Source organism: Bradyrhizobium sp. SZCCHNS30572 (assembly GCF_032484415.1).
Classification (GTDB): Bacteria; Pseudomonadota; Alphaproteobacteria; order Rhizobiales; family Xanthobacteraceae; genus Bradyrhizobium.
This window is the reverse complement of record NZ_JAUESY010000005.1, coordinates 439,536-463,070: the sequence shown is the minus strand read 5'-3', so window position 1 is coordinate 463,070 and position 23,535 is coordinate 439,536. Positions and strand designations below refer to the sequence as shown.

Sequence of the window (23,535 nt, the reverse complement as noted above, 5' to 3'; positions counted from 1 at the left end):
GGTCGCACGCCCCCGGGCCATTACCGGGGAGCGACTTTTTGGGTGGATGCGTTGCGTGTCCGCTACACCTGCGATCAAACGCGTAACGCACTGATTTCAAACAAGAAACAGGAGCGCCGTCGATCTCGGCGGGCGCCGTGCGCCTGCTAGGTCTTGGATTGCATCACGGGTGCAGAGCAAGATCGGGGGATTGCGTGCGGAGGCGGGTCGAAACGGCGGTGTGTCGGACGGCGCGGGCCGTGTGGGGCGCGCTGGGGCTCATGCTCGGGCTCTGTGGGCTCGGGCTGACGACGTCGGCGCTGGCCCAGACCGACTACACCTGGGGCGGCACCGGCTCGTCCACCGCGACCTCCGACTACAATCTCTCGACCAACTGGGAGAGCCCGCCGGCCGGCGCGCCGCCGGCATCGAGCGGCCAGGAGGCGCTGTTCGGCGCCACCGGCGCATCGACCATCACGGTCACCGCGCCGATCAATCCGGATTCCTGGATCTTCCTCAGCAACGCCCAGTCCTATTCGATTGGCGGCGCCGACGTGAATTTCGGCGTCGCCGGCTCCGGCTGGGGCTTCATCAACAACGCCAATTCCGGCCAGACGATCACGATCGGCAACAATCTCGGCGAGACCGTTGCCGGCGTGCGCGCCGAGCTGCTCGGCAACAGCACCACCATCCTGCTCGGCACCAACTCCTATTCCGGCGGCACCTTCATCGGCAGCGTCGCGACGCTGCAACTCGGCGACGCCACCCACACCGCCCGCATCATCGGCGACGTTTCGAATTTCGGCATCTTCAACATCGTCAGGGCCGACACCTCCGGCATCACCTCGCTCACCAATGACGGCGGCACCACCAACTTCCTCGGCGCGAGCTCCGCCGGTGCGATGACGATCGTGAACCAGTCGATTGCCACGACCGCGTTCGGCGTCGCCGGCGGCACCGATACGGCCACGGCGGGGAACGCCGTGATCACCAACCATCAGGGTCGCACGCTGTTCAACGCCAACACCAGCGCCGGCAACGCGACGATCACGAACGATACGTTCAGCCTGCTGGCGTTCGTCAATGCCGCCACGGCCGCCAATGCGGTCATCACCAATGGCGGCAATTCGTACGTGATGTTCGGGATCGGCTTCGGCAGCGACACCCCGTCGGCCGGCAATGCCACCATCATCAACAACATGAACGGCCAGGTCCAGTTCAACGCCCATTCCACCGCGGCGAACGCGACCGTCACCACCAATGACGGCGGATCGACGCTGTTCTTCGATCACGCCAGCGCCGGCTCCGCCACGATCATCACCAATGATGGCGGCCGCACCCGCTTCCTCGACAATACGACCGGCGGCACCGCCCAGTTCGTCACCAATGGCACCGGCGTGGTCGATTTCTCCGGTAGCATGGGTGTCAATGGCGACGGCCGCATCACCGCCGGCTCGCTGGCGGGCTCCGGCAACTACTACATCGGCGCCTTCAACACGCTGGTGGTCGGCGGCAACAATCTCTCCACCGAGGTCTCCGGCGTGATCGGCGACACCGATCCTTGCGGGTGCGGCACCATCGGCCCAGGCTCGCTGACCAAGGTCGGCAGCGGCAAGCTGACATTGTCCGGCATCAACACTTACACCGGCACGACCACGGTCGATGGCGGCATCCTCGCCGTCAACGGCGCCATCGCCGGCAGCAGCGTCACCGTGAATGCCGGCGGGACGCTCGGCGGCAACGGCATCGTCGGCAGCACGCTGGTCAATGGCGGCGCGCTCGCGCCGGGCAATTCGATCGGGCTGCTCACCGTGCAGGGCAGCCTCGTGTTCACGGCGGCCGCGAGCTACATGGTCGAGGTGTCGCCGGCCAATGCCGACCGGGTCAATGTGACGGGCACCGCGACGCTCGGCGGCGCGACCGTGCAGGCGAGCTTCGCGCCCGGCAGCTATGTCAACAAGCAGTACACGATCGTCAACGCCGCCGGCGGCATCAGCGGCACCTTCAACACGCTGATCAACACCAACCTGCCGGCCAACTTCTCTTCGAGCCTGAGCTACGACGCCAACAACGTCTATCTGAACCTGACGCTCGGCACGGCCGGGACCAACACCAACCAGCAGAACGTCACGGACACCACGACCGGCTATTTCAACCGCACCGGCGGCATCCCGCTCGCTTTCGGCGCGTTGACCCCAGCCGGCCTGACACAGGCGTCCGGCGAGATCGCCACCGCCTCGCAGCAGGCGATGTTCGACTCGATGAAGATCTTCCTTGGCCTGATGACCGATCCCTTTGTCGCCGGGCGCAGCGCGAACGCATCCGGTCCGGCAGCGGCGTTCGCCGACGCAGGACAGGGCGCCGCGCCGCGCGATGCCTTCGCGCGCATGCCGGTGAAGGCCATACCGGCCCGGCGCTTCGACGAGCGCTGGAGCACCTGGGCGGCGCCGTTCGGCGGCGGCTCGTTCGCCGATGGCAACGCCGCGCTCGGCTCGAACAACGCCACGATCCGCGAGGTCGCCTTGGCCGCCGGCGCTGATTACATCGTGTCGCCGAGCTGGCTGGCCGGCTTCGCGCTGTCGGGCGGCGGCACCGCCTTCGGCGTCAATGGTGGCGGCAGCGGCCGCTCCGACCTGTTCCAGGCCGGCGCCTTCGCCCGCTATCGCAGTGGTCCGGACTATCTCTCCGCGGCGCTCGCCTATGGCTGGCACGACGTGACCACCGACCGCGCCGTGACCGTCGCCGGCGTCGACCAGCTCCGCGCCCGCTTCGATGCGTCGGCCTATTCGGCCCGCCTCGAGGCCGGCCGCCGCTATGCCACGCCGTGGGGCGGGATCACGCCCTATCTCGGCGGCCAGGCGACGGCTTACGTGCTGCCGTCCTATGCCGAGCAGGTGCTCTCCGGCGCGGGCACCTTCGCGCTGAGCTATGCCGGCAAGACCGTGACGGATGCGCGCACCGAGCTCGGCGCGCGCGTCGACCGGTCGTTTGCGCTCGCCGACGGCGTGCTGTCGCTGCGCGGCCGCGCCGCCTGGGCGCACAATTTCAACCCCGATCGCACCATGACCGCGGGCTTCGAGGCGCTGCCGGGCACGAGCTTCGTCGTCAACGGCGCCGCGCAGTCGCGCGACCTCGCGCTCACCACCGCCTCGGCCGAAATCGCCTGGCGCAACGGCTGGTCGGCGGTCGCGACCTTCGAAGGCGAATTCTCGTCCATCAGCCGCTCCTACGCCGGCAAGGGCGTGGTGCGCTACAGTTGGTGATTGCGCGACGTCGTGTGGCTTGGAGCCGGCGTGCACCGATGCTAGGGGTGCGCTGAGCAACAAGAACAACAGGGAGCACGACGCCATGATCAACCTGACGCCCGAGACCGTCCTGCCCGACGACGGCACCAGCGGCACGCTGGTTGGCCGGGTCTGGCGCCCCGACGTGGACGGACCGGCCGTGGTCGCGGTGCGCGATGACGGTGTTTATGACGTCACCTCGGCTTTCCCCACCGTCAGCGCGCTGTGCGAGCAGGATGATCCGGCGACGGCGCTGCGCGGCATGGGCGGGCAGCGCATCGGCGACCTCGCCGCCATCCTCGCCAACACCCCGCCGGATCGCCGCGATCCGGCCAAGCCGTGGCTGCTGGCACCGGTCGACCTGCAGGTCCTGAAGGCGGCCGGCGTCACCTTCGCGATCTCGATGCTGGAGCGCGTCATCGAGGAGCGGGCGCGCGGCAATCCGGCCTCGGCCGAGGCGATCCGGAAAGAGGTGGTGCGTCTGGTCGGCGACGATTTCTCCAAGCTCAAACCCGGCTCCGACCAGGCGATGCACCTCAAGCAGGTGCTGATCGAGCAGAACGCCTGGAGCCAGTATCTCGAGGTCGGCATCGGCCCCGACGCCGAGGTCTTCACCAAGGCGCCGACCTTGTCGTCGGTGGGGACCGGCATGGATGCCGGGCTGCATCCGAAATCGACCTGGAACAATCCGGAGCCGGAGGTCGTGCTGGCGGTGTCGAGCCGCGGCCGGATCGTCGGCGCCATGCTCGGCAATGACGTCAACCTGCGCGACTTCGAGGGCCGCTCGGCGCTGCTGCTGTCGAAAGCCAAGGACAACAACGCCTCCTGCGCCATCGGCCCCTTGCTGCGCCTGTTCGACAAGACCTTCACGCTGGATGACGTCCGCAAGATGGACGTGGCGCTGAACGTGACCGGCAGCGACGGCTTCGTGCTCGACGGCCATTCCTCCATCAGCAAGATCAGTCGCGATCCGACCGATCTGGTCGCCCAGACCATCGGTGCCGTGCATCAATATCCCGACGGCTTCGCGCTGTTCCTCGGCACGATGTTCGCGCCCGTCAAGGATCGCGACGCAACGGGCCAGGGGTTCACCCACAAGCGCGACGACATCGTCACCATCTCGGCGCCCCAACTCGGCCGTCTCGTCAACCGCATGCGCAACAGCGACGAATGCGAGCCGTGGACCTTCGGCGTGGGTGCGCTGATGCGCAGCCTGGCGCGGCGGAAGCTGATCTGAGGCACGCAGCTTCCACACCCACGATGTCATTCCGGGGCGCGCGACAGCGCGAGCCCGGAATCCATACGCCGCAGCGCTCGTGAGGCAGACGGCCTGAGTTACGATCGCGCTCCATCACGCGGGCTGGTGGTTATGGCCTCCGGGCTCGCTCGCTTCGCGAGCGCCCCGGAGTGACGGAGAGACTGGGGGACTCCTGCGTCACCTCACACATGCCCCGAGGCCATCTGGCTGGCGGCGCGGCGCGGACGCTCCTGCAGCGATGAGGCGTCGCCCAGCGCGCGCTCGCGCACCAGCGAGAGTGCGTGGTCGCGTTCGGCGGCCGTGCTGCGCCGTGGCTCCGACCGGCGCAGGCCCAGATCGTCGTCGATCGGATCCTTCGGCACCAGCGACAGCGCCCGCTCGAACGGATCGAGCGACGCGTCACGCCCCCTGCCGCCGTCACGGCCCGGCTCAGGCTCGGGCGGACGTCGCGCCACGAGCGTCTTGATGCGGCCGATCAGGCCGGATGGCGCTTCTGGTGGCGCGGAATCGAACGGGTCGGCATAGAACGTCGCGCCGGCCTTCTCGACCATCCCGGCGAGCGCGGTCACCATGCGCGGCGAGCCGCAGGCATAGACGACATCGGAGGCCGTCAGCGTCGGCATGTGCGGCTCGATCCGTCCGGTGCGGATCGAGGGATGATTGACCGGACCTTCCTCGACCGTCGGGATGATCGTGACGTTCGGCAGCCGCGCCAATTGCGCCAGGATCGGCGTCATGTAGAGCTGCGGCAGCTTCTTGGCGCCGGCGATGATCACCATCGGCCGGTTGCGGGACTCGCGCAGCGCCATCGCGGCGATCGCCCAGATCGGCGCGAAGCCGGTGCCGCTGCCGGCGAGGACGAGACGGCCGGTGCCGCCCGGGCGCAGGAACGCATGCCCATACGGCCCCTGGATGCGCAGCCGATGGCCGGGACGGATGCCGCTGCCGAGCGCCGTCGTGACGCGGCCGCCGCGCACGCGCTTGATGTTGAGATGGATGACGCGGCCGCCGATGCGGCCGTCGAACGACGCCGTTGGGCTGTAGGCGCGTGCCGGATAGCCGTTGAAGGTGAACTTGAAGTACTGCCCGGGCAGATAGCTGATGCTCTTCTCCGGAGCGATCATCAGCTCCATGATGTCGGGCGCGACCTCGCGCAGGCCGACCAGCCGCGCCTTGCTGGTGTCGATTTCCGGCACGTCCTCCAGCTCGACGTCGAGATCGGAGACGACGCGCGCCTGGCAGGCATAGATCATGCCCTGCGTATGCGTCTCGCCGCACACTGTCTGGCCCTTGGAGACGTGAACCATGCAGGTGCCGCAGGTGCCGGCGCGACAGTCGAACGGAATCTCGACGCCGTTGGCGAGCGCGCCATCGAGCAGCACGTCACCCGCGCGGACGCGGAACTGGCGGCCCTTGACGGTGACGGTCCTGAAGTTCGACATGGTTCACTCCTCGATCGGATACGCTGTGACGATGGTGGGATGAGACCGCGGGGATTCACGCCTTGCCGGGCGACACGCGGATGAGATTCTTGTTGGCGGTGCTCTCGAACCGGCTCGACCAGTAGTTCGACGCCATCACCGGCCGCTTCAGCCAGCTCACCTTCGGCGAACGCAGCACCAGGAACCAGAAAAAGAACGGCGTCGTGATGAGATGCGAGACCAGCGGAAACCAGTCCGGCAGCAAGGATGCCGGGCCGGGCAGGCGATACCAGTAGTAGGTGCTGATCGCGGCCGCCGCGAAGATGCGATGCATCCGGGTGCGGGCGGCGGGCCTGTAGCGCAGGATGTGCTCGCCGACCCTGAAGACGACGTAGCTGACGAGCGCGGCGCCCAGCGGCCACACATAGGCGGTGATGATCGCGGCCTGGTCGACCTGCTGCGGCGGATAGTCCGGCACTTGATACCAGCCCCAGACGAAGCCGGGGAAGCTGCCGATCAGGAAGTTGCCGAGGAACTGCTGGACTTTGGTGGGCACGCCCGCCGTCGGCGTCAGCTCCGGCGTGGAGTCGGGACACGGATTGCTGCAGGCCTCGCAGATGTTGCAGCGGGCATTCTTGAAGGTCAGGGCAGGGTTGGTGCCGTAGAGCCGCTCGACGGGGTGGATCGGACACAGCGAGGTGCACCAGCCCGAGCGCATTTCGAACACAGAGCCCATCGCGAATGCCATGACCGCGGCCGACAGCAGCATGACCGCCGTCAGCGGACCGTCGACATTGAGCCCGATTCGCCGCATCGGCACGACGATGAAAAGAAGCGTCACGCTGATCACCGCGAGCGTCGCCGCGCCCCATTCCGGCATCCGGATGTTCTGCGAGATGCCCATCTTGTTGGGCAACAGATGGAATGTCGCCATTGGACAGATGTTGCGCCACAGGCCGGGCGAGATCGTCACCAGCGCGGGCGCGATCGGAATCAGGAGATTCCACATCAGGGCGATGCCGAGGGGAGGGAAGAACAGCAGCAGGTTCACCAGCAGCACGCCGACGACCAGCATGACCGTCTGCATCGTCAGCCAGAATCGCCGCTCGGCCCGTCCGGTGCTGCGGCTGCCGGCCTGTGCGGCCGGCTGATACCTGGCGGGAGCCACCTTCACCGCCACGTGCGCGAGCGGCCGGGCATCTCGATGTTGCGAAGCGTAGTCGTGTCGGGGCGAACGTTGAGCGCTGTTGTTCTGCATTGCTTTCCAGGACGCGAGTTGGTCTTCACGATCGCGCCGACGTCACGTTCACAGGCGCGGAGTTGTTAGTCCCGCAATCCCTGTGACTTCGTGTCGCAGCGCATGCTGTGACGCAGAATCTGACGGCGAGATGTGGCGCTTTTTGACGGCCAATATGGACGTCCCTGGGCCATGCTGCGGTCGGCCTGCGGCCGTTTGATCTGGATCAAATCGAGGAACATCAAGGATTTGATCGGGGGCTGGAGCAGTTTTTCCAGATCGTTTGATCTGGATCAATGACGGCCTCGGCTGTGACGTAGTTCGGGCGTGATCAGGGCAGTGCGCAGATGATTTTCGACGCTGCCATAACGACCCGACGGGCAAATCAGATCGCGCGCTAAAATCCTGTCCAGCCGTCAGGCAAAAAATAAATCGCTTGCCGATTTCGTATAATCAGCATTACAGTCCAGCCCGTTCCGTTGCGTCGGAGGGGACGTATCGCGGTCGTCATGGACGTCGGCAGCGGAATGCGATGGGCGTGTGTCGTTGCAGCGTGATCATTCGCGCCGACGAACAATGATGCACGCACGGTCAAGTCGCGCGGTCCTGGCACCCCGATGCTGGTGTCCCCGCGGCGGCGCGCGGACAGCGCGTCGTCGCGCACGGTGGCCAAAAGCCGGCGCACCGGGGAGAACGCGAAGCAGCCGTCAAAACCATCGCGCAGGGAGGGCCGGGCGTCTTCGGCCAGACCTGTGGTACCTGCCGCCTGCATTTTTTCCGCAGGCGGGCCACGGGCGCGGCCAGCGCCCGGCCTTCCCTGCGCCCTTCACGTCATAAGGGCGATGATATCGGCATCACCCGGACGCAACGCGCCGCGGGAGTGAGAACGCATGTGACCATCCCGGTCGGTCCTGGACTCACGATTGTGGCAAATCCGATGACACAACAAAGGTCGTTATTCCGGGACGCGTCGCGCAGCGGCGCGGGCCCGGAATCCATACGCACGATCGTGGTTATGGATTCCGGGCTCGCCCTGCGGGCGCCCCGGAATGACGGCGCAGGGAGAGGGGCTCATGCGAGGTCTCTCATGGCCGAGCGCCAGAGCTGGCCGAAAGTCTCGCTTGGCTCTCCGCTGTCGTACCGGACAAGCGTGCGCAGCACGCGCAGATCCGGGACCCATAACCCCAGGGAGATGTTGTTGCGCACGATGTTGGACCAGTCGTTCTTCGCAACGTCTGCCGCGGAGTATGGGTCCCTGCGTTCGCAGGGACGACAGCTGAGGTCGTGGCGATGGCCTGCCTCACACCGGCAGCGCGATGGAGTACTTCACCTGGCTCAGCGCAAAGCTCGATTCGATCGAGGCGATGCCGTCGAGGCGGGTCAGCTTGCTCTTCAGGAACGCTTCATAAGAGGAGAGATCGGCCGCGACCACGCGCAGGAGATAGTCGCGATTTCCCGTCATCAGATAGCACTCCAGCACCTCGGGCCAGGCCGAGATCGCCTTTTCGAACCGCTTCAAATCCTCCTCCTTCTGCCGCGCCAGCTTGATGGAGATGAAGACCGAAACGTGCAGCCCGAGCGCCTTTTGGTCGACGGTCGCGAGATAGCGGGTGATGACGCCGCGCTCCTCCAGGAGCTTGACGCGGCGGTGGCAGGGCGAGACCGACAGCCCGACCTTGTCGGCGAGCTCCTGCATGGTGATGCGGCCGTCGGCCTGGAGATGGCCGAGGATCTTGCGGTCGATGGCGTCGAGCTCGGGCATTGGGATAAAATCGCTCAAAGTGGATCCTGAATGGGAAAATATCTCAACAATCGGCAACTGCACGCGAAAAATTGAGAATTATGGCCGGTGCGACAGGATTAAAATCGGCGAATCCAACAAGGCCCCGGGGAGCAGCGCGCCATGGCCACGCCATCCGCATCGTCAGACCGTCTCGACATCCTGAACGCGCTGACCCGCAAGGCGCTGTGGCTGTCGTCCTGGACCATCCATCACGCCAACCACATCCGGCCGAACACCGACGGCCTAAAGGTTGGCGGCCACCAGGCGTCGTCGGCCTCGCTCGCGACCATCATGTCGGCGCTGTACTTCTCGGTTCTGCGCCCCGAGGACCGCGTCGCGGTGAAGCCGCATGCGAGTCCCGTGTTCCACGCCATCCAGTATCTGTTCGGCCGGCAGACCCGCGAGAAGCTGGAGAATTTCCGCGGCTTCAAGGGCGCGCAATCCTATCCGTCGCGCACCAAGGATGTCGACGATGTCGACTTCTCGACCGGCTCGGTCGGCCTCGGCGTCGCGCAGACTTTGTTCTCCTCGCTGGTGCAGGACTACGTGCACGCGCATGGCTGGATGAAGGACCGCCGCGAGGGCCGCATGATCGCGCTGGTCGGCGACGCCGAGATGGACGAGGGCAATATCTTCGAGGCCCTGGCCGAAGGCTGGAAGCACGGCCTGCGCAACACCTGGTGGATCGTTGACTACAACCGCCAGAGCCTGGACGCCGTCGTGCGCGAGGGCCTGTGGGAGAAGTTCGAAACCATGTTCCGCAATTTCGGTTGGGACGTGGTGATCGTGAAATACGGCCGGCTGATGCGCGAGGCGTTTGCCGAACCCGGCGGCGAGGCGCTGCGGCGCTGGATCGATAACTGCCCGAACGCGCTTTATGCGGCGCTGTGCTTCCAGGGTGGGGCTGCCTTCCGCAAGCACATCCAGGACGAGATCGGCGATCAGGGCGACGTGACCCGGCTGCTCGACAAGCGCACCGACGACGAGTTGCTGGCGCTGATGAGCAATCTCGGCGGCCACGACATGGCCAGCATGCTTGATGCCTTCGAGTCCATCGACCACGACCGCCCGGTGTGCTTCATCGCCTATACCATCAAGGGCGTCGGCCTGCCGTTCCAGGGCCACAAGGACAATCACGCCGGCCTGATGACCGTCGCCCAGATGGAGAAGTGGCGCGCGCAGCAGAACATTCGCCCGGGCCATGAGTGGGACAAGTTCGAGGGACTGACGCAGGATGCTTCGACGCTGGAGTCGTTCCTCGCGTCGGTGCCGTTCAATCGCGATGGCCGCCGGCTCGATGATGCGGTGTTCGACGTGCCGGAGCGGCTGACCTTCACCGCGGCGGCGCAGATGTCGACGCAGCAGGGCTTTGGCCTGATCCTCAACGATCTCGCCCGCAGCGACACCGCGCTGGCCTCGCGCATCGTGACCTCGTCGCCCGACGTCACCGTCTCGACCAATCTTGGCGCCTGGGTCAACCGCCGTGGCCTGTTCGCCCGCGCGGAGAAGGCGGATTTGTTCCGCAGCGAGAAGATCCCGTCGACCTTCAATTGGGCGGCCTCGCCGAAGGGCCAGCATATCGAGCTGGGGATCGCCGAGATGAACCTGTTCATCATGGCCTCGGCGCTTGGCCTGTCGCACGCCATCAACGGCGCGCGGCTGCTGCCGGTGGTCACCTTGTACGATCCCTTCATCGAGCGCGGCCTCGATGCGCTGAACTACGCCTGCTATCAGGATGCGCGTTTCATGGTGGCGGCCACGCCGTCGGGCGTGACCTTGGCGCCGGAGGGCGGCGCGCATCAGTCGATCGCGACACCGTTGATCGGCATGGCGCAGGACGGGCTGTCGTCGTTCGAGCCGGCCTTCGTCGACGAGCTCGCCGCGATCATGAAATGGGGCTTTGCCCACATGCAGCGCGAGGCAGGCGAGGGCGGCTCGCTCTATCTGCGGCTGTCGACGCGCACCATCGATCAGCCGCAGCGGATCATGACGCCGGAGCTGGAATCCGACATCGCCGCCGGCGCCTATTGGCTGCGCAAGCCGGGACCGAATGCCGAGGTGATCGTCGCCTATACCGGCGCGGTCGCGCCGGAGGCGATCGAGGCCACCGGCCTGATCGGCGAGTCCCGCCGCGACGTCGGCCTGCTCGCGATCACCTCGGCGGACCGGCTGCATGCCGGATGGACGGCGGCGCGCAGCCTGCGGCGGCATCGGCGCGGTGTGCAACATCTCAGCCACATCGAACAACTGCTGGCGCCGCTGCCGCGCGATTGCGGCATCGTCACCGTGATCGACGGCCATCCGGCGACGCTCGGCTGGCTCGGCTCGGTGCGCGGCCATCGCGTCGAGGCGCTGGGGGTTGAGAAATTCGGCCAGACCGGGACGATCGACGACCTCTATCGCCACAATGGGATGGACGCCAACGCGATCATCGATGCGGCCGAGAGCCTCACTGGCGCGCCGGTCCGGCATCGCAAGATGGCAGTGTGAGGGCGGGCCAAGAACGGGGACGCCGTCTCCCTCACCTGGATGAAGGAGACGGCGTCGCAACTTGGATCAAATGTCTACGTACTGAAAGGCTGCGCAATAAGAACTGGCGAAAATATCGGTTCTGAAATCTTATCCGGCGTCCTTTCGAGATGCCGGGATGTCTATGAAGAGGAGATTAGCCAGAGCGATCGAACGGCGATGTGAAGCAGTTCACATCTTGGAAATGAATCTTCGACGGCGGGAATTCTGCCATCCGGAATGATGGCGATCTGGAGGGGGCGAAGGGGACACGCGGTTGCTGCGATGCAAAATGGAGCGGCGACGAAACGCAGGCCGGTCGGCTTGCGCCGGTCGCGGCCTTGCTCCTATATCCGCGGGACGCAACCCCGGTCCCCGCATGTGGCGGGTTCATCCCGCGGATCGCGCGTGCCAGGATGCCGGCCGCGTGCTGCCGCCCCCTCCAGATGCTTCCACGTGAAGAGGTTTTCCGATGGTCAATCGCCTGCAATTCTACATCGACGGCGCCTGGGTCGATCCGGTCGTCAAGAAGTCCACCCAGGTCATCAATCCGGCGACCGAGGAGGCGATGTACGAGGTTGCGCTGGGCTCCAAGGCCGATGTCGACAAGGCCGTCGCCGCCGCCAAGCGCGCCTTCGAGACCTTCTCACAGACCTCGCGCGAGGAGCGCGTCGCGCTGCTCGAGAAGATCATCACGATCTACAAGGGCCGCATGAAGGAGATCGGCGCCGCCGTCTCCGACGAGATGGGCGCGCCGCTGCCGATGGCGGAGAAGCTGCAGGCCGGCGCCGGCCTCGGCCATCTGATGTCAACGCTCGACGTGCTGAAGAAGTATGAGTTCGAGGAGACGCTGCCTGCGTCCGTGGTGGTGCGCGAGCCGGTCGGCGTGGTCGGCATGATCACGCCCTGGAACTGGCCGCTGAACCAGATCGCCTGCAAGGTCGCGCCGGCGCTGGCCGCGGGCTGCACCATGATCCTGAAGCCGTCGGAATTCACTCCGACCTCGGCGCTGATCTTCGCCGAGATCCTGCATGAAGCCGGCGTGCCGAAGGGCGTGTTCAACCTGATCAACGGCCTCGGGCCGGAGGTCGGCGCTGCGATGAGCGAGCATCCGGACATCGACATGATCTCGTTCACCGGATCGACCCGCGCCGGCATCGACGTCGCCAAGCGCGCGGCGCCGACCGTGAAGCGCGTCAGCCAGGAACTCGGCGGCAAGTCGCCGAACGTGATCCTGGAGGGCTCCGACCTGGTGAAGGCAGTGACCGGCGGCGTCATGCATATGTTCAACAACTCCGGCCAGTCCTGCAACGCGCCGTCGCGCATGATCGTGCCGGCCGCGCGCATGAAGGAAGTCGCTGCCATCGCGAAGGGCGTCGCCGACAAGACCAAGGCGGGTGACCCGCGCGGCGAGGGCACCACGATCGGCCCGGTCGTCAATCGCGGCCAGTGGGACAAGATCCAGGCCCTCATCAATAAGGGTATCGAGGAGGGCGCGACCCTCGTCGCCGGCGGCCCGGGCCTGCCGGAGGGCGTCAACAAGGGCTTCTATGTGCGGCCGACCATCTTCGCCGACGTCAAGCCTGAGATGACGATCTCGCGCGAGGAAATCTTTGGACCAGTGCTCGTGATCATCGGCGCCAAGGACGAGAACGAGGCGGTGCGTATCGCCAACGACACGCCCTATGGTCTTGCCGGCTATGTCACGGCCCCGACGATCGAGAAGGCCCGCGAGGTCGGCCGCAAGATCCGCGCCGGCAACGTCAACCTGCAGGGTGTCCCGAACGACCGCACCGCGCCGTTCGGTGGCTACAAGCAGTCCGGCAACGGCCGCGAATGGGGCCGGTTCGGTCTCGAGGAGTATCTCGAGGTCAAGGCCATCGCGGGCTACAACGCGGCTTGATTGGTCTCCGTCATTGCGAGCGCAGCGAAGCAATCCAGGGGCCGGGAAGGAAGTCTGGATTGCTTCGTCGCTTCGCTCCTCGCAATGACGGCCAATTATCCCCCCAGCGCGCCCTGCGTGTTGACGTAGAGCGCGTAGATCGACTGGCTGGCGGCCATGAACAGGCGGTTGCGCTTGAGGCCGCCAAAGCAGAGGTTGGCGCAGCGCTCGGGCAAGGCGATGCGGCCGATCGGGGCGCCGTCGGGTGCGAACACCATGACGCCATCGAGCTCGGGCGAGCCCATCCCCCAGCCGCACCAGAGATTGCCGTCGACGTCACAGCGCATGCCGTCCGGCGTGCCCGGACCGGCATCGATGTGGACGCGCTTGTTGGCGAGCTTGCTGCCATCGGCGGAGACGTCATAGGCGAGGATCTTGCGGTTCGGTACGCCGCGGGATTCGACGATGTAGAGGATGGATTCATCGGGCGAGAAGCACAGCCCGTTCGGTCCCAGCACGCCCTCGGCGACGATGGTCGCCCGGCCCGTGGCCGCGTCGATCCGGTACACGTTGGCGTCGATCTCGGACTCGGCCTTGTAGCCCTCGTAATTGCCGAGCAGGCCGAAGGTCGGATCTGTGAACCAGATCGAGTCGTCCGATTTGACGACGACGTCGTTTGGCGAGTTCAGCCGCTTGCCGTCGAAGGAGTCGATCAGCACGGTGATGGAGCCGTCATACTCGGTCCGCGTGACGCGGCGGCCACCGTGCTCGCAGGTGACGAGACGGCCCTGGCGATCCCGGGTGTTGCCATTGGCGAAATTGGAGGGCTTGCGAAACACCGAGACCGCGCCGCTTTCCTCCTCCCATTTGAGGATGCGCTGGTTGGGGATATCGCTGCACAACAGATAGCGCCCGTCGCCGAACCACACTGGCCCCTCCGCCCAGCGCAGGCCCGTCGCCAGCCGCTCCACGGCCGAGAGCTTGAGCCAGTATTTCTCGAAGCGCGGATCCAGCGCCTGGATCGCCGGATCGGGATAGAAGGTGGCAGGGCGCCAGCCCTGCGCGTGAGCGTTTCCGTCGGACATTTGGCCGGTCCTGTTATTGCGCGGTTGCGATCTCTGCTATCATTGGCCCGCCACAACCGCAAACCTGCGGACCCAACACGAGGGATGAAATGCCACGTATCTTGATGACCGGTGCGAGCGGTGGAATCGGCACTTCCTTGCGGAAGCTGCTGCCGCCGATCTATCCGGACCTTCTGCTCAGCGACCTGAAACCGCCTGCCGATCTTTCCAGCCAGGAGACCTTCAAGGCGGCCAATCTTGCCGACCTCGCCCAGGTCGAGGCGCTGTGCGAAGGCGTCGACGGCATCATCCATTTCGGCGGCTATTCGGTCGAGGGACCGTGGAACGACATCCTGCAGGCCAACATCATCGGCGGCTACAACCTGTTCGAGGCGGCCCGCCGCAAGGGCGTCAAGCGCGTGGTGTTCGCGTCGTCGAACCATGCGGTCGGCTTCTACCCGCGGCACCGCAAGATCGACAATGAGGTGCAGCCGCGCCCCGACGGCCGCTACGGCGTCAGCAAGGTGTTCGGTGAGGCGGTCGGCTCGCTCTATGCCGACAAGCATGGGCTGAAGGTGACCTGCATCCGCATCGGCAATTTCGGCGACAAGCCGCTCGACAAGCGCCGGCTGTCGATCTGGCTCAAGCCGGAAGATCTGGTGCAACTTTGCCGCATCGGCCTCGAGCATCCCGACATCCATTTTGAAGTGCTCTATGGCGCATCGCTGAACGAGCGCGCCTGGTGGGACAACCAGCGTGCCTATGACCTCGGCTATCGCCCGACCGGCCGCGCGGAGGATTTCCGCGAGCACGCCTTGGCCGAGCAGGCCAAGCTGCCCGCCGATCCGATCGGCGACTATTTCCAGGGCGGCGCGTTCTGCACCACTGAGTTCGACGGCGACACCAGCCGGATCATCGACTGGGGTTGATCCGACCTCGTCATTCCGGGGCGCGTCCGCAGGACGCGAACCCGGAATCTCGATGTGAGAGCGCAAGACAATGTCTGGATTCCGGGTTCGCGCTTCGCGCGCCCCGGAATGACGTTGAGAATGAAAGAAGAGAAGACCATGACCGATGGATTGCGCAAGGGACTGACCGCTTACGGCGATGCCGGCTTCTCGCTGTTCCTGCGCAAGGCCTTCATCAAGGCGGCCGGCTATTCGGACGACGCGCTCGATCGCCCGATCGTCGGCATCACCAACACCTACAGCGACTACAATCCGTGCCACGGCAACGTGCCGCAGATCCTGGAGGCGGTGAAGCGCGGCGTCATGCTGTCGGGCGCGATGCCGTTCGTGTTTCCGACCATCTCGATCGCCGAGAGTTTTGCGCATCCGACCTCGATGTATCTGCGCAATCTGATGGCGATGGAAACCGAGGAGATGATCCGCGCGCAGCCGATGGATGCGGTGGTGGTTATCGGCGGCTGCGACAAGACCCTGCCCGCGCAGATCATGGCTGCGGTGTCGGCCGATCTGCCGACGGTGGTCATTCCGGTCGGGCCGATGGTGGTCGGGCATCACAAGGGCGAGGTGCTCGGCGCCTGCACCGACTGCCGACGTCTCTGGGCGAAGTATCGCGCCGGTGAGATGGACGGCAGCGAGATCGACGCAGTCAACGGCCGGCTCGCTCCTTCGGTCGGCACCTGCATGGTGATGGGCACGGCCTCGACAATGGCCTGCATCACCGAGGCGCTCGGACTGTCCTTGCCGATGAGCGCGACCATCCCGGCGCCGCATGCCGAGCGCTTCCGCTCGGCCGAGGCCAGCGGCCGGGTCGCGGCCGAGATGGCCAAGGTGAAGGGACCGAAGCCGAGCGAACTGCTGACCCCTGCGGCGTTCCGGAATGCGCAGGTGGTGCTGCAGGCGATCGGCGGCTCGACCAACGGGCTCGTGCATCTCACCGCCATCGCCGGCCGGACGCCGCATAAAATCGACCTCGATGCATTCGACAGCATCGGTCGCGAGGTGCCGGTGCTGGTCGATCTCAAGCCGTCCGGCGATCACTACATGGAGCATTTCCATCACGCCGGTGGCGTGCCAAAGCTGATGAAGCAGCTCGGCGATCTCATCGATCTCGATTGCCGCTCGATCACCGGCCAATCGCTGCGCGACATCGTGGCCGCCGCCGAGGACGTGCCGGGGCAGGACGTGATCCGCGCGCGCGACGACGCGATCAAGCCGGAAGGCGGCCTTGCCGTGCTGCGCGGCAATCTGGCGCCGCGCGGCGCGGTCATCAAGCATTCGGCGGCAAGCCCCAAGCTGCTGCAGCACACCGGGCGCGCCGTCGTGTTCGAGTCGATCGAGGACATGACCTTGCGGGTCGATGCTCCCGATCTCGACGTCTCGGCCGACGACGTCCTGGTGCTGCGCAACGCCGGGCCGAAAGGCGCACCCGGCATGCCGGAGGCGGGGTACCTGCCGATCCCGAAGAAGCTCGCGCGCGGCGGCACGAAGGACATGGTGCGCATCTCCGATGCGCGCATGAGCGGCACCGCCTTCGGCACCATCGTGCTGCATATCACCCCGGAGTCCGCGGTTGGAGGCCCGCTGGCGCTGGTGCGGAGCGGCGACATGATCCGGCTCGATGTTCCCAAGCGCAGCATCGACCTGCTGGTCGACGACGCCGAGTTGGACCGGCGTCGCGCTGCGCTGAAGCAAGCCGCAACGCCCGAATGGGCGGAGCGCGGCTATGCGCATCTCTTCCATGAAACGATCCTGCAGGCCGACGACGGCTGCGATTTCGATTTCATGCGCCGGAAAGGGAAGGGGTGAGCGCAGTCCTACTTTCCCTTGCTGGTGAACCGCTTCACGGCGGCGCGGAATTCATCCGTGTGCATGCAGTTGATGATGGCATCGCGCTCGGCGGCGAGCTGGTCTTCGACCGAGCTGGTTGGCGCGCGATGGATCAGCGCCTTGGTCGCCGCGATCCCCGCCGGCACATTCTGCGCCAACCGCTGCGCCAGCGCGTCGGTGGCTGCCGCGAGCTCGGGGGCGGGGACGACTTTCGCGACCAAGCCCCATTCACGGGCCTGCGCGGCCGTGAAGCTGTCCTCCGCCAGGAAGATCTGCAGCGCCCGCCTGATGCCCACAGTGGCGACCACGCCAACTGTACCGCCGCCGTCGGGCGACACGCCGAGCTTGGCATAGGCCGGCGTGAAGCGCGCGTCCTCGGCGGCAATGCAGAGGTCGGCGGCGAAGGCGAGCGACATCCCCGCGCCGGCGGCGGAGCCGTGCACGCTCGCCAGCACGATCTTGGGCATGCGCCGCAGGCTCGCGATGAAGGCATGGTAGTGATGCAGCAGTTCGCTGACGACAGGCGTGATGGCGTCGGCCTCGGCGGCAGCGCCGATCGTCTGCAGGTCGCCGCCGGCGCTGAAGGCGCGGCCTTCGCCTTTCAGGATCAGCACGCGGATGGTGTCGTCGGCCTCGACCTGGGCCGCAAGCAGCTCCAAGCGCTTCGCAATCGCAAGGTTGATGGCGTTGAACGCTGCCGGGCGGTCGAGCGTGATGGTCGCGATCGGACCTTCGATGCTCAGGCGGGCAGGTTCCGCTACGGCGTCCGACATTCATACCTCCCGGGGCGTGGCTTTTGTTGCCGCATTTAAACCGTACGGCGGGACCGGTGACAATGCCGGACAAGTCTGCCAAAACCCGGTTCCGTCGGCGTGGACAATGACAGAATGGGGCAGGGTGCAGTGACGAAGGGACCGGTGGTGATCGTGGGTGCGGGGCATGCGGGATTCCAGCTCGCGACCTCGCTGCGTCAGGCAGGCTTTGCCGATCCGATTCATCTGATCAACGACGAGTCGCATCTGCCGTATCAGCGCCCGCCGCTGTCGAAGGCGTATCTGAAGGGCACCGGCGGTCCCGAGACCCTGATGTTCCGACCGCAGAAGTTCTACGCCGACCAGACCATCGATCTCGTCTACGATCGTGCCGTCGCTGTTCAGCGCGATCAGCGCCGGGTGCTGCTCGCCTCCGGTAGGACGCTCGACTATGGGCACCTCGTGTTCGCGACCGGTGCGCGCAACCGGCTGCTCGACATTCCCAACGCCAATCTCCCGGCGGTGCGCTATCTGCGCATTCTCGACGACAGCGAAGCGCTGCGAGGCTTGCTCGCCGATGCCAAGCGGGCCGTCGTCATTGGCGCCGGCTTCATCGGTCTTGAATTCGCAGCGACTGCGCGGATCAAGGGCCTCGAGGTCGACGTGCTCGAACTCGGCGCCCGGGTGATGGCGCGGGCAGTGACCGCCGAGATCTCGGACTACTTCCAGAAGCAGCATGCGGAAGCCGGCGTGCGCATCCATCTCGGCGTGCAGGCCACCAGCATCAAGGCCGACGGCAACAATGTCACCGGCGTCAGCCTCAGCGATGGTCGGCACATCCCCGCTGACCTCGTCGTGGTCGGCGTCGGCGTGCTGCCGAATGTCGAGCTCGCCGCCGAGGCTGGATTGCAGGTCGCCTCCGGCATCGTCGTCGACGAATATCTGCTCACCAGCGATCCGCACATCTCGGCCATCGGCGACTGCGCCCTGTTCGTCAGCCAGCGCTTCGGCGGGACGCTGCGGCTGGAGTCGGTGCAGAACGCCACCGATCACGCCCGCTGCGTCGCGGCGCGGCTGACGGGCGACGTCAAGCCCTATGACGGACAGCCGTGGTTCTGGAGCGACCAGGGCAATGACAAGCTCCAGATCGCGGGGCTCACCACCGGCTATGACCAGGTCGTTCTGCGCGGTGACCCGGCGCAAAAGGCGTTCTCCGCGTTTTGTTACAAGGAGGGCCGACTGGTCGGCATCGAGTCGGTCAACCGCGCCGGCGACCATATGTTCGGCCGCAAGTTGCTTGCTGCGGGCGGCACCTTGGATGCAGCCAAGGCCGCTGATCCCAGCTTCGACCTGAAGAGCGCTCTGGCCTAGAGCCACGCGCGAACCTCCTCCTCGGTCGGCATCGACGGGCCGGCGCCCATGCGCTGCACCGAGATCGACGCGGCGATGTTGGCATAGCCGATCGCATCCGCGATATCAGCGCCCTGCGACAGCCGCGCGGCGAGCGCACCGACGAAGCAGTCGCCGGCGCCGGTGGTGTCGACAGTCTTCACCGCGCGGCCTTCGACCAGCCGGGCCTCGGCACCAGAAACCGCGACCGCGCCACGCGCGCCGAGCGTGACGCAGACCGTCTGGTCGTCGCGAGGCTTGAGCGCGCGAACCGCCTCATTCACCTGCTGCGGCGTCGGCGCGTCGCCGAGCTCGATGCCGGCCAGGAAACCGAGCTCGGTTTCGTTGAGCACGAGGACATCAACCAGCGCAAACAGCGGGCTGTCGAAGGCGCTCGCGGGGGCGGGGTTGAGGATCGTGGTGGCGCCGGCCGCTTTGGCACGCTGGAAGAACGCGACAATCGTCGCTTGCGGGATCTCGAACTGGCTGACGGCCACGTCTCCCGAGCCAAGAGACACCCGCGCCACATCGTCGGCGCTGACCTCGGCGTTGGCGCCTGATATCACCACGATCGTGTTGTCGGCCTTGGCCAGCGTGATGATCGCGGTGCCGGTCGACGCGCTGGCGCTGTCCTTCACGGCGGTGAGATCGATGCCCTGAGCCGTGAGAAATGCGCGCAACTGCTCCCCGAAGGCGTCGCGACCGAGCCGGCCGATCAGCGCCGTCGGCACGCCGAGCTTGGCCGCGGCGACGGCCTGGTTCGCTCCCTTGCCGCCCGGAAAGTACATCACCGACCGGCCGGCGACGGTCTCGCCGATGCGCGGATGGCGCTCGGCCGCCGCCACCACATCCATGTTGATGCTGCCGGCGACGACGACCCGCCCCATCCGCCTGCTCCCCACAACCGCTAGACGCGAGCCTCGAATTCCTGCCGGACCAGCTCGATATCGGCGAGCGTCGGCAGGCCGGCCTCGTTGCCGAGCTTCTGGATCTTGAACGTCGAGGCCGCGCGGGCGAACTCGAAATGCTCCTTCCAGCCCTTCGCAGGATTGGCGAGGTACGAATACACATAGGCGCCATGGAAGACGTCGCCGGCGCCGTTGGTGTCGATCACGCGCTCGCGCGGGATCGGATAGGCGGGCAGCGTATGCACGGCGCCGACCTCGTCATACCAGAGCAGGCCCTTTTCGCCCTGGGTGACGCCGCCGATGCGGCAGCCGCGGCTCTTCAGGTAGTCGAGCATCTTCTCCGGCGTGAGGTCCATCTGCTCGCACAGCCGCTCGGCCACGATCGCGACGTCGATATATTCCAGGAGCTCATGGGTGTTAGTGCGCAGGCCGCCGCCGTCCAGCGAGGTCAGGATGCCGGCCTCGCGGCACAGCTTGGCATAATGCAACGCCGCGTCGGGCTGGTGGCCGTCGACATGCAGCGCCTTGCAATTGCCGAGATTGAGCAGCGGGAACGGGTGGATATGCGCATCGTCGCGGCAGCGCACGATGGCGCGCTTGCCGTCCTTCGGCATGATGAAGGACAGCGAGGAGGCATTGACCTTCCGGGGATGGACGGAGATGCCGTATTTCGCGGTCATGTCCTGGAACATCCGCCCGAGCCAGTCATTCGCGACGGTGGCGATCAGGTCGGGCACGATGCCGAGCTTGGCGCAGCAAAATGCCGCAGTCACCGCATTGCCGCCGAACGAGACGGCATAGTCGGATGCCACGTGCTTCTCGTCCCCCGTCGGCATGTGGTCGGTGATGAACGTCACGTCGATGTAGGTCTGTCCGATGAAGAGGGCCTGCATTGCCATTTCTGTCTCACTAAGGGGTGATCGCGGCCCCGGCGCCGCAGATTAGCAAGCGGTCAAAGCGGATCAACGCTGAAATTCTTCGCCAAATCGTCACCTTGGTGGTTGAGATCGGCCGTCTGCTACCGGTGGCCCCCTGCCGCCGGCGCTCGGGTCGCGCTATGGTTGCCGGCCTGCAGAAGCGCAGATTCGGGAGTGGAATATGACTGTCTATGCGGGTCCGGTCTTCGAGATGGCCACCAATCAGTTCAACGTGATCGCCGACCACCTTGGCATCCCAGCCGACGAGCGGGACCGGCTGCTCTTGCCGAAGCGGGCGATCACCGTCTCGTGTCCGATCCACAAGGATGACGGCACGATCGCGGTCTATGAAGGCTACCGGGTCCAGCATCTGCTGACGATGGGGCCGACCAAGGGCGGCACGCGGTTCGCTCCGACGGTCGACATTGGCGAGGTCGCCGCGCTCGCGATCTGGATGAGCTGGAAATGCGCGTTGGTCGGGTTGCCCTATGGCGGCGCCAAGGGCGGCATCAACGTCGATCTCTCCAAACTGTCGAAGCGCGAGCTCGAATCGCTGTCGCGCCGCTATATGCAGGAGATGATCCCGTTCGTCGGCCCGCATACCGACGTGATGGCGCCCGACATGGGCACCAACGAGCAGGTGATGGCGTGGTTCATGGACACGTATTCCATGTACCAGGGGCAGACGGTGATGGAGATCGTGACCGGCAAGCCGGTGTTCTCCGGCGGCACGTTGGGGCGCCGCGAGGCGACCGGCCGCGGCGTCGCCCATGTGTCGAGGCGGGTGATGGATGAGCTGGGCATCGACCCGACCAAGTCCACCGCGGTCGTGCAGGGCTTTGGCAATGTCGGCTCGTATGCCGCGCTCGGCTTCCACCAGATGGGCATGAAGGTGATTGCGGTCAGCGATCACACCGGCGCCCTCCATGATCCGCGCGGCCTCGACATCCCGGCCTTGATGGCGCACGCCGCCAGGCACGGCAGCATTGCCGGCTTCTCCACCGAGCTCGCCTTCGATCCGCGGGAGATCCTGACCCTGGCCTGCGACATCCTCGTGCCGGCCGCGGTCGAGCGGGTGATCGACGCCAAGGTGGCGGCGAACCTGAAATGCCGCGTCATTGCGGAAGCCGCCAACGGCCCGACCACGCCGGATGCCGATCTGGTGCTCGACCAGCGCCGCAACGAGATCTTCCTCATTCCCGACATTCTCTGCAATTCCGGTGGCGTCATCGTCAGCTATTTCGAATGGGTGCAGGACCTGCAGCAGCTGTTCTGGGAGGAAGAGGAGGTGATGCGCAGGGAGTACCAGATCCTTGACCGTGCCTTCGAGCGCATGCTGACGCGCGGCAAGACCGACGGCATCTCCCACCGGACCGCGGCGATGGCGATCGGCGTGGAGAAGGTGCGCGCCGCCAAGAACTCGCGAGGGCTGTTTCCGTGATCACCGGCCTCGACCACGTCGTCGTCCTGCTGCAGGACATCCAGGCCGGCAGCGCCGCGTTCGAGACGCTGCTGGCGCGCAAGCCGTCCTGGCAGAATTCGGGCGAGGGCGCCGATCGCGTCCTGTTCACGCTCGACAATATGAGCCTGGAGCTGATGGCGCCGGCGGGCCAGGGCGTGGCCGCCGACCGCATCCGCAACGTGATCAAGATCTGGGGCGAGGGGCTCGCCAGTATCTGCTTCGCCACCGGCGATATCGGCAAGATGCATCGGCGGCTCGAGCGGGTCGCGCTGAAGCCGGATCCGATTGCCGAGGTCGACAGCACCGACCGCATCTCGGGCCAGACGCTGCATTGGAAGCGCACCCGCGCCATGACCGATCTCACGCGTGGCGTGCGCATGTTCTTCCTCGAGCTCGCCGAGCCGCGCCCGCCGTCCGCCAAGACCGCCGATACGGCCGTGCTCGGCCTCGACCATATCGTGATCTCGACCGAGGATCCCGAACGCGCCGCCGCGCTCTACGGCGCGCGGCTCGGCCTCGACATGGCGCTCGACCGCAGCCATCAGGAATGGGGCCAGTTGATGTTCTTCCGCTGCGGCGACCTGATCGTCGAAGTGGTGAAGCGGCCGGTCGCCGGCAACGACAAGGCCCATGACAAGCTGTGGGGCCTGAGCTGGCGCGTCGCCGACATCGAGGCGACGCGCGCGCGGCTGCTCGCCGCCGGCCTGCAGGTCTCCGAGCCGCGCGCCGGCCGCAAGCCGGGCACACGGGTGATGAGCCTGTACAGCGGCACCTGCGGCATCCATACGCTGATCCTGGAGAAGACGCCGCGCGCGGCGCGGTGAGGTCGAAGCGGAGCCGACGGCGTCATGGGCCAGCCGCCCGTGATATAGGTCGGAACGGCATTCGGAGTCTTT

17 protein-coding genes are annotated in these 23,535 nt (G+C 66.2%); 9 read left to right on the top strand and 8 right to left on the bottom strand.

All coding sequences use genetic code 11. The annotated features are described in order from the left end of the window. Positions 1-260 precede the first annotated feature (260 nt). Positions 261-3,242: an autotransporter domain-containing protein gene (locus QX048_RS16325; protein WP_315826406.1), complete on the top strand. Its 2,982-nt coding sequence runs from the start codon at positions 261-263 to the stop codon at positions 3,240-3,242. 85 nt (positions 3,243-3,327) lie between these two features. Beyond that, positions 3,328-4,500 carry a fumarylacetoacetate hydrolase family protein gene (locus QX048_RS16320; RefSeq protein ID WP_315826405.1) on the top strand — a complete coding sequence of 391 codons (1,173 nt, stop codon included), beginning with the start codon at positions 3,328-3,330 and terminating at the stop codon, positions 4,498-4,500. Between the two features lie 203 nt (positions 4,501-4,703). Here QX048_RS16320 and QX048_RS16315 read toward each other — a convergent pair whose 3' ends face one another. From QX048_RS16315 to QX048_RS16300, 4 genes are all read right to left on the bottom strand, one after another. Then, a complete protein-coding gene (locus QX048_RS16315; RefSeq protein ID WP_315826404.1) occupies positions 4,704-5,963 on the bottom strand; it encodes a 2Fe-2S iron-sulfur cluster-binding protein in 1,260 nt (419 codons plus the stop codon). A 55-nt stretch (positions 5,964-6,018) separates the two neighbouring features. Next, the gene (locus QX048_RS16310; protein WP_315715737.1) at positions 6,019-7,122 is read right to left on the bottom strand and encodes a ferredoxin; all 1,104 of its coding nucleotides are present in this window, start codon (positions 7,120-7,122) and stop codon (positions 6,019-6,021) included. A gap of 454 nt (positions 7,123-7,576) precedes the next feature. Further along, positions 7,577-7,951: a hypothetical protein gene (locus QX048_RS16305; RefSeq protein ID WP_315715738.1), complete on the bottom strand. Its 375-nt coding sequence runs from the start codon at positions 7,949-7,951 to the stop codon at positions 7,577-7,579. Positions 7,952-8,479: 528 nt separating this feature from the next. Then, a complete protein-coding gene (locus QX048_RS16300) occupies positions 8,480-8,941 on the bottom strand; it encodes an Lrp/AsnC family transcriptional regulator (RefSeq protein ID WP_315715739.1) in 462 nt (153 codons plus the stop codon). Positions 8,942-9,082: 141 nt separating this feature from the next. Between QX048_RS16300 and QX048_RS16295 the strand changes: the two genes are divergently transcribed. Further along, on the top strand, positions 9,083-11,452 hold the full coding sequence (locus QX048_RS16295; protein ID WP_315754731.1) for a transketolase: 2,370 nt from the start codon (positions 9,083-9,085) through the stop codon (positions 11,450-11,452). A 490-nt stretch (positions 11,453-11,942) separates the two neighbouring features. Next, complete coding sequence (locus tag QX048_RS16290) at positions 11,943-13,373, top strand: aldehyde dehydrogenase family protein (protein WP_315754729.1); 1,431 nt, start codon at positions 11,943-11,945, stop codon at positions 13,371-13,373. 95 nt (positions 13,374-13,468) lie between these two features. On the opposite strand, the gene QX048_RS16285 is transcribed toward QX048_RS16290, so the two are convergent. Continuing rightward, positions 13,469-14,437 (bottom strand): SMP-30/gluconolactonase/LRE family protein, encoded by a 969-nt coding sequence (locus QX048_RS16285; RefSeq protein WP_315715742.1) that lies wholly within the window; start codon positions 14,435-14,437, stop codon positions 13,469-13,471. An 89-nt stretch (positions 14,438-14,526) separates the two neighbouring features. Here QX048_RS16285 and QX048_RS16280 point away from each other — a divergent pair, with 89 nt between their 5' ends. Next, positions 14,527-15,345, top strand: coding sequence for an NAD(P)-dependent oxidoreductase (locus QX048_RS16280; protein ID WP_315826402.1), 819 nt, complete (start codon positions 14,527-14,529; stop codon positions 15,343-15,345). A gap of 138 nt (positions 15,346-15,483) precedes the next feature. Beyond that, positions 15,484-17,190 (top strand): IlvD/Edd family dehydratase, encoded by a 1,707-nt coding sequence (locus tag QX048_RS16275; protein WP_315826401.1) that lies wholly within the window; start codon positions 15,484-15,486, stop codon positions 17,188-17,190. Between the two features lie 8 nt (positions 17,191-17,198). Here the strand turns inward: QX048_RS16275 and QX048_RS16270 are convergent, their stop codons facing one another. Beyond that, the gene (locus QX048_RS16270; protein ID WP_315826400.1) at positions 17,199-17,984 is read right to left on the bottom strand and encodes an enoyl-CoA hydratase/isomerase family protein; all 786 of its coding nucleotides are present in this window, start codon (positions 17,982-17,984) and stop codon (positions 17,199-17,201) included. A gap of 114 nt (positions 17,985-18,098) precedes the next feature. Here QX048_RS16270 and QX048_RS16265 point away from each other — a divergent pair, with 114 nt between their 5' ends. Further along, positions 18,099-19,334, top strand: a complete 1,236-nt coding sequence (locus tag QX048_RS16265) for an NAD(P)/FAD-dependent oxidoreductase (protein WP_316200517.1) — start codon at positions 18,099-18,101, stop codon at positions 19,332-19,334. Here QX048_RS16265 and rbsK read toward each other — a convergent pair. Continuing rightward, complete coding sequence (gene rbsK, locus QX048_RS16260) at positions 19,331-20,239, bottom strand: ribokinase (protein WP_316200518.1); 909 nt, start codon at positions 20,237-20,239, stop codon at positions 19,331-19,333. The genes QX048_RS16265 and rbsK overlap by 4 nt on opposite strands. Positions 20,240-20,259: 20 nt before the next feature. After that, a complete protein-coding gene (locus QX048_RS16255; RefSeq protein ID WP_315715822.1) occupies positions 20,260-21,153 on the bottom strand; it encodes a sugar kinase in 894 nt (297 codons plus the stop codon). A 205-nt stretch (positions 21,154-21,358) separates the two neighbouring features. On the opposite strand from QX048_RS16255, the gene QX048_RS16250 reads away from it, so the two are divergent. Next, positions 21,359-22,618, top strand: a complete 1,260-nt coding sequence (locus tag QX048_RS16250; protein WP_315754716.1) for a Glu/Leu/Phe/Val dehydrogenase — start codon at positions 21,359-21,361, stop codon at positions 22,616-22,618. Then, positions 22,615-23,463 (top strand): VOC family protein, encoded by an 849-nt coding sequence (locus tag QX048_RS16245; protein WP_316200519.1) that lies wholly within the window; start codon positions 22,615-22,617, stop codon positions 23,461-23,463. The genes QX048_RS16250 and QX048_RS16245 overlap by 4 nt, the downstream gene beginning before the upstream one ends. The last annotated feature ends 72 nt before the right edge of the window (positions 23,464-23,535 follow it).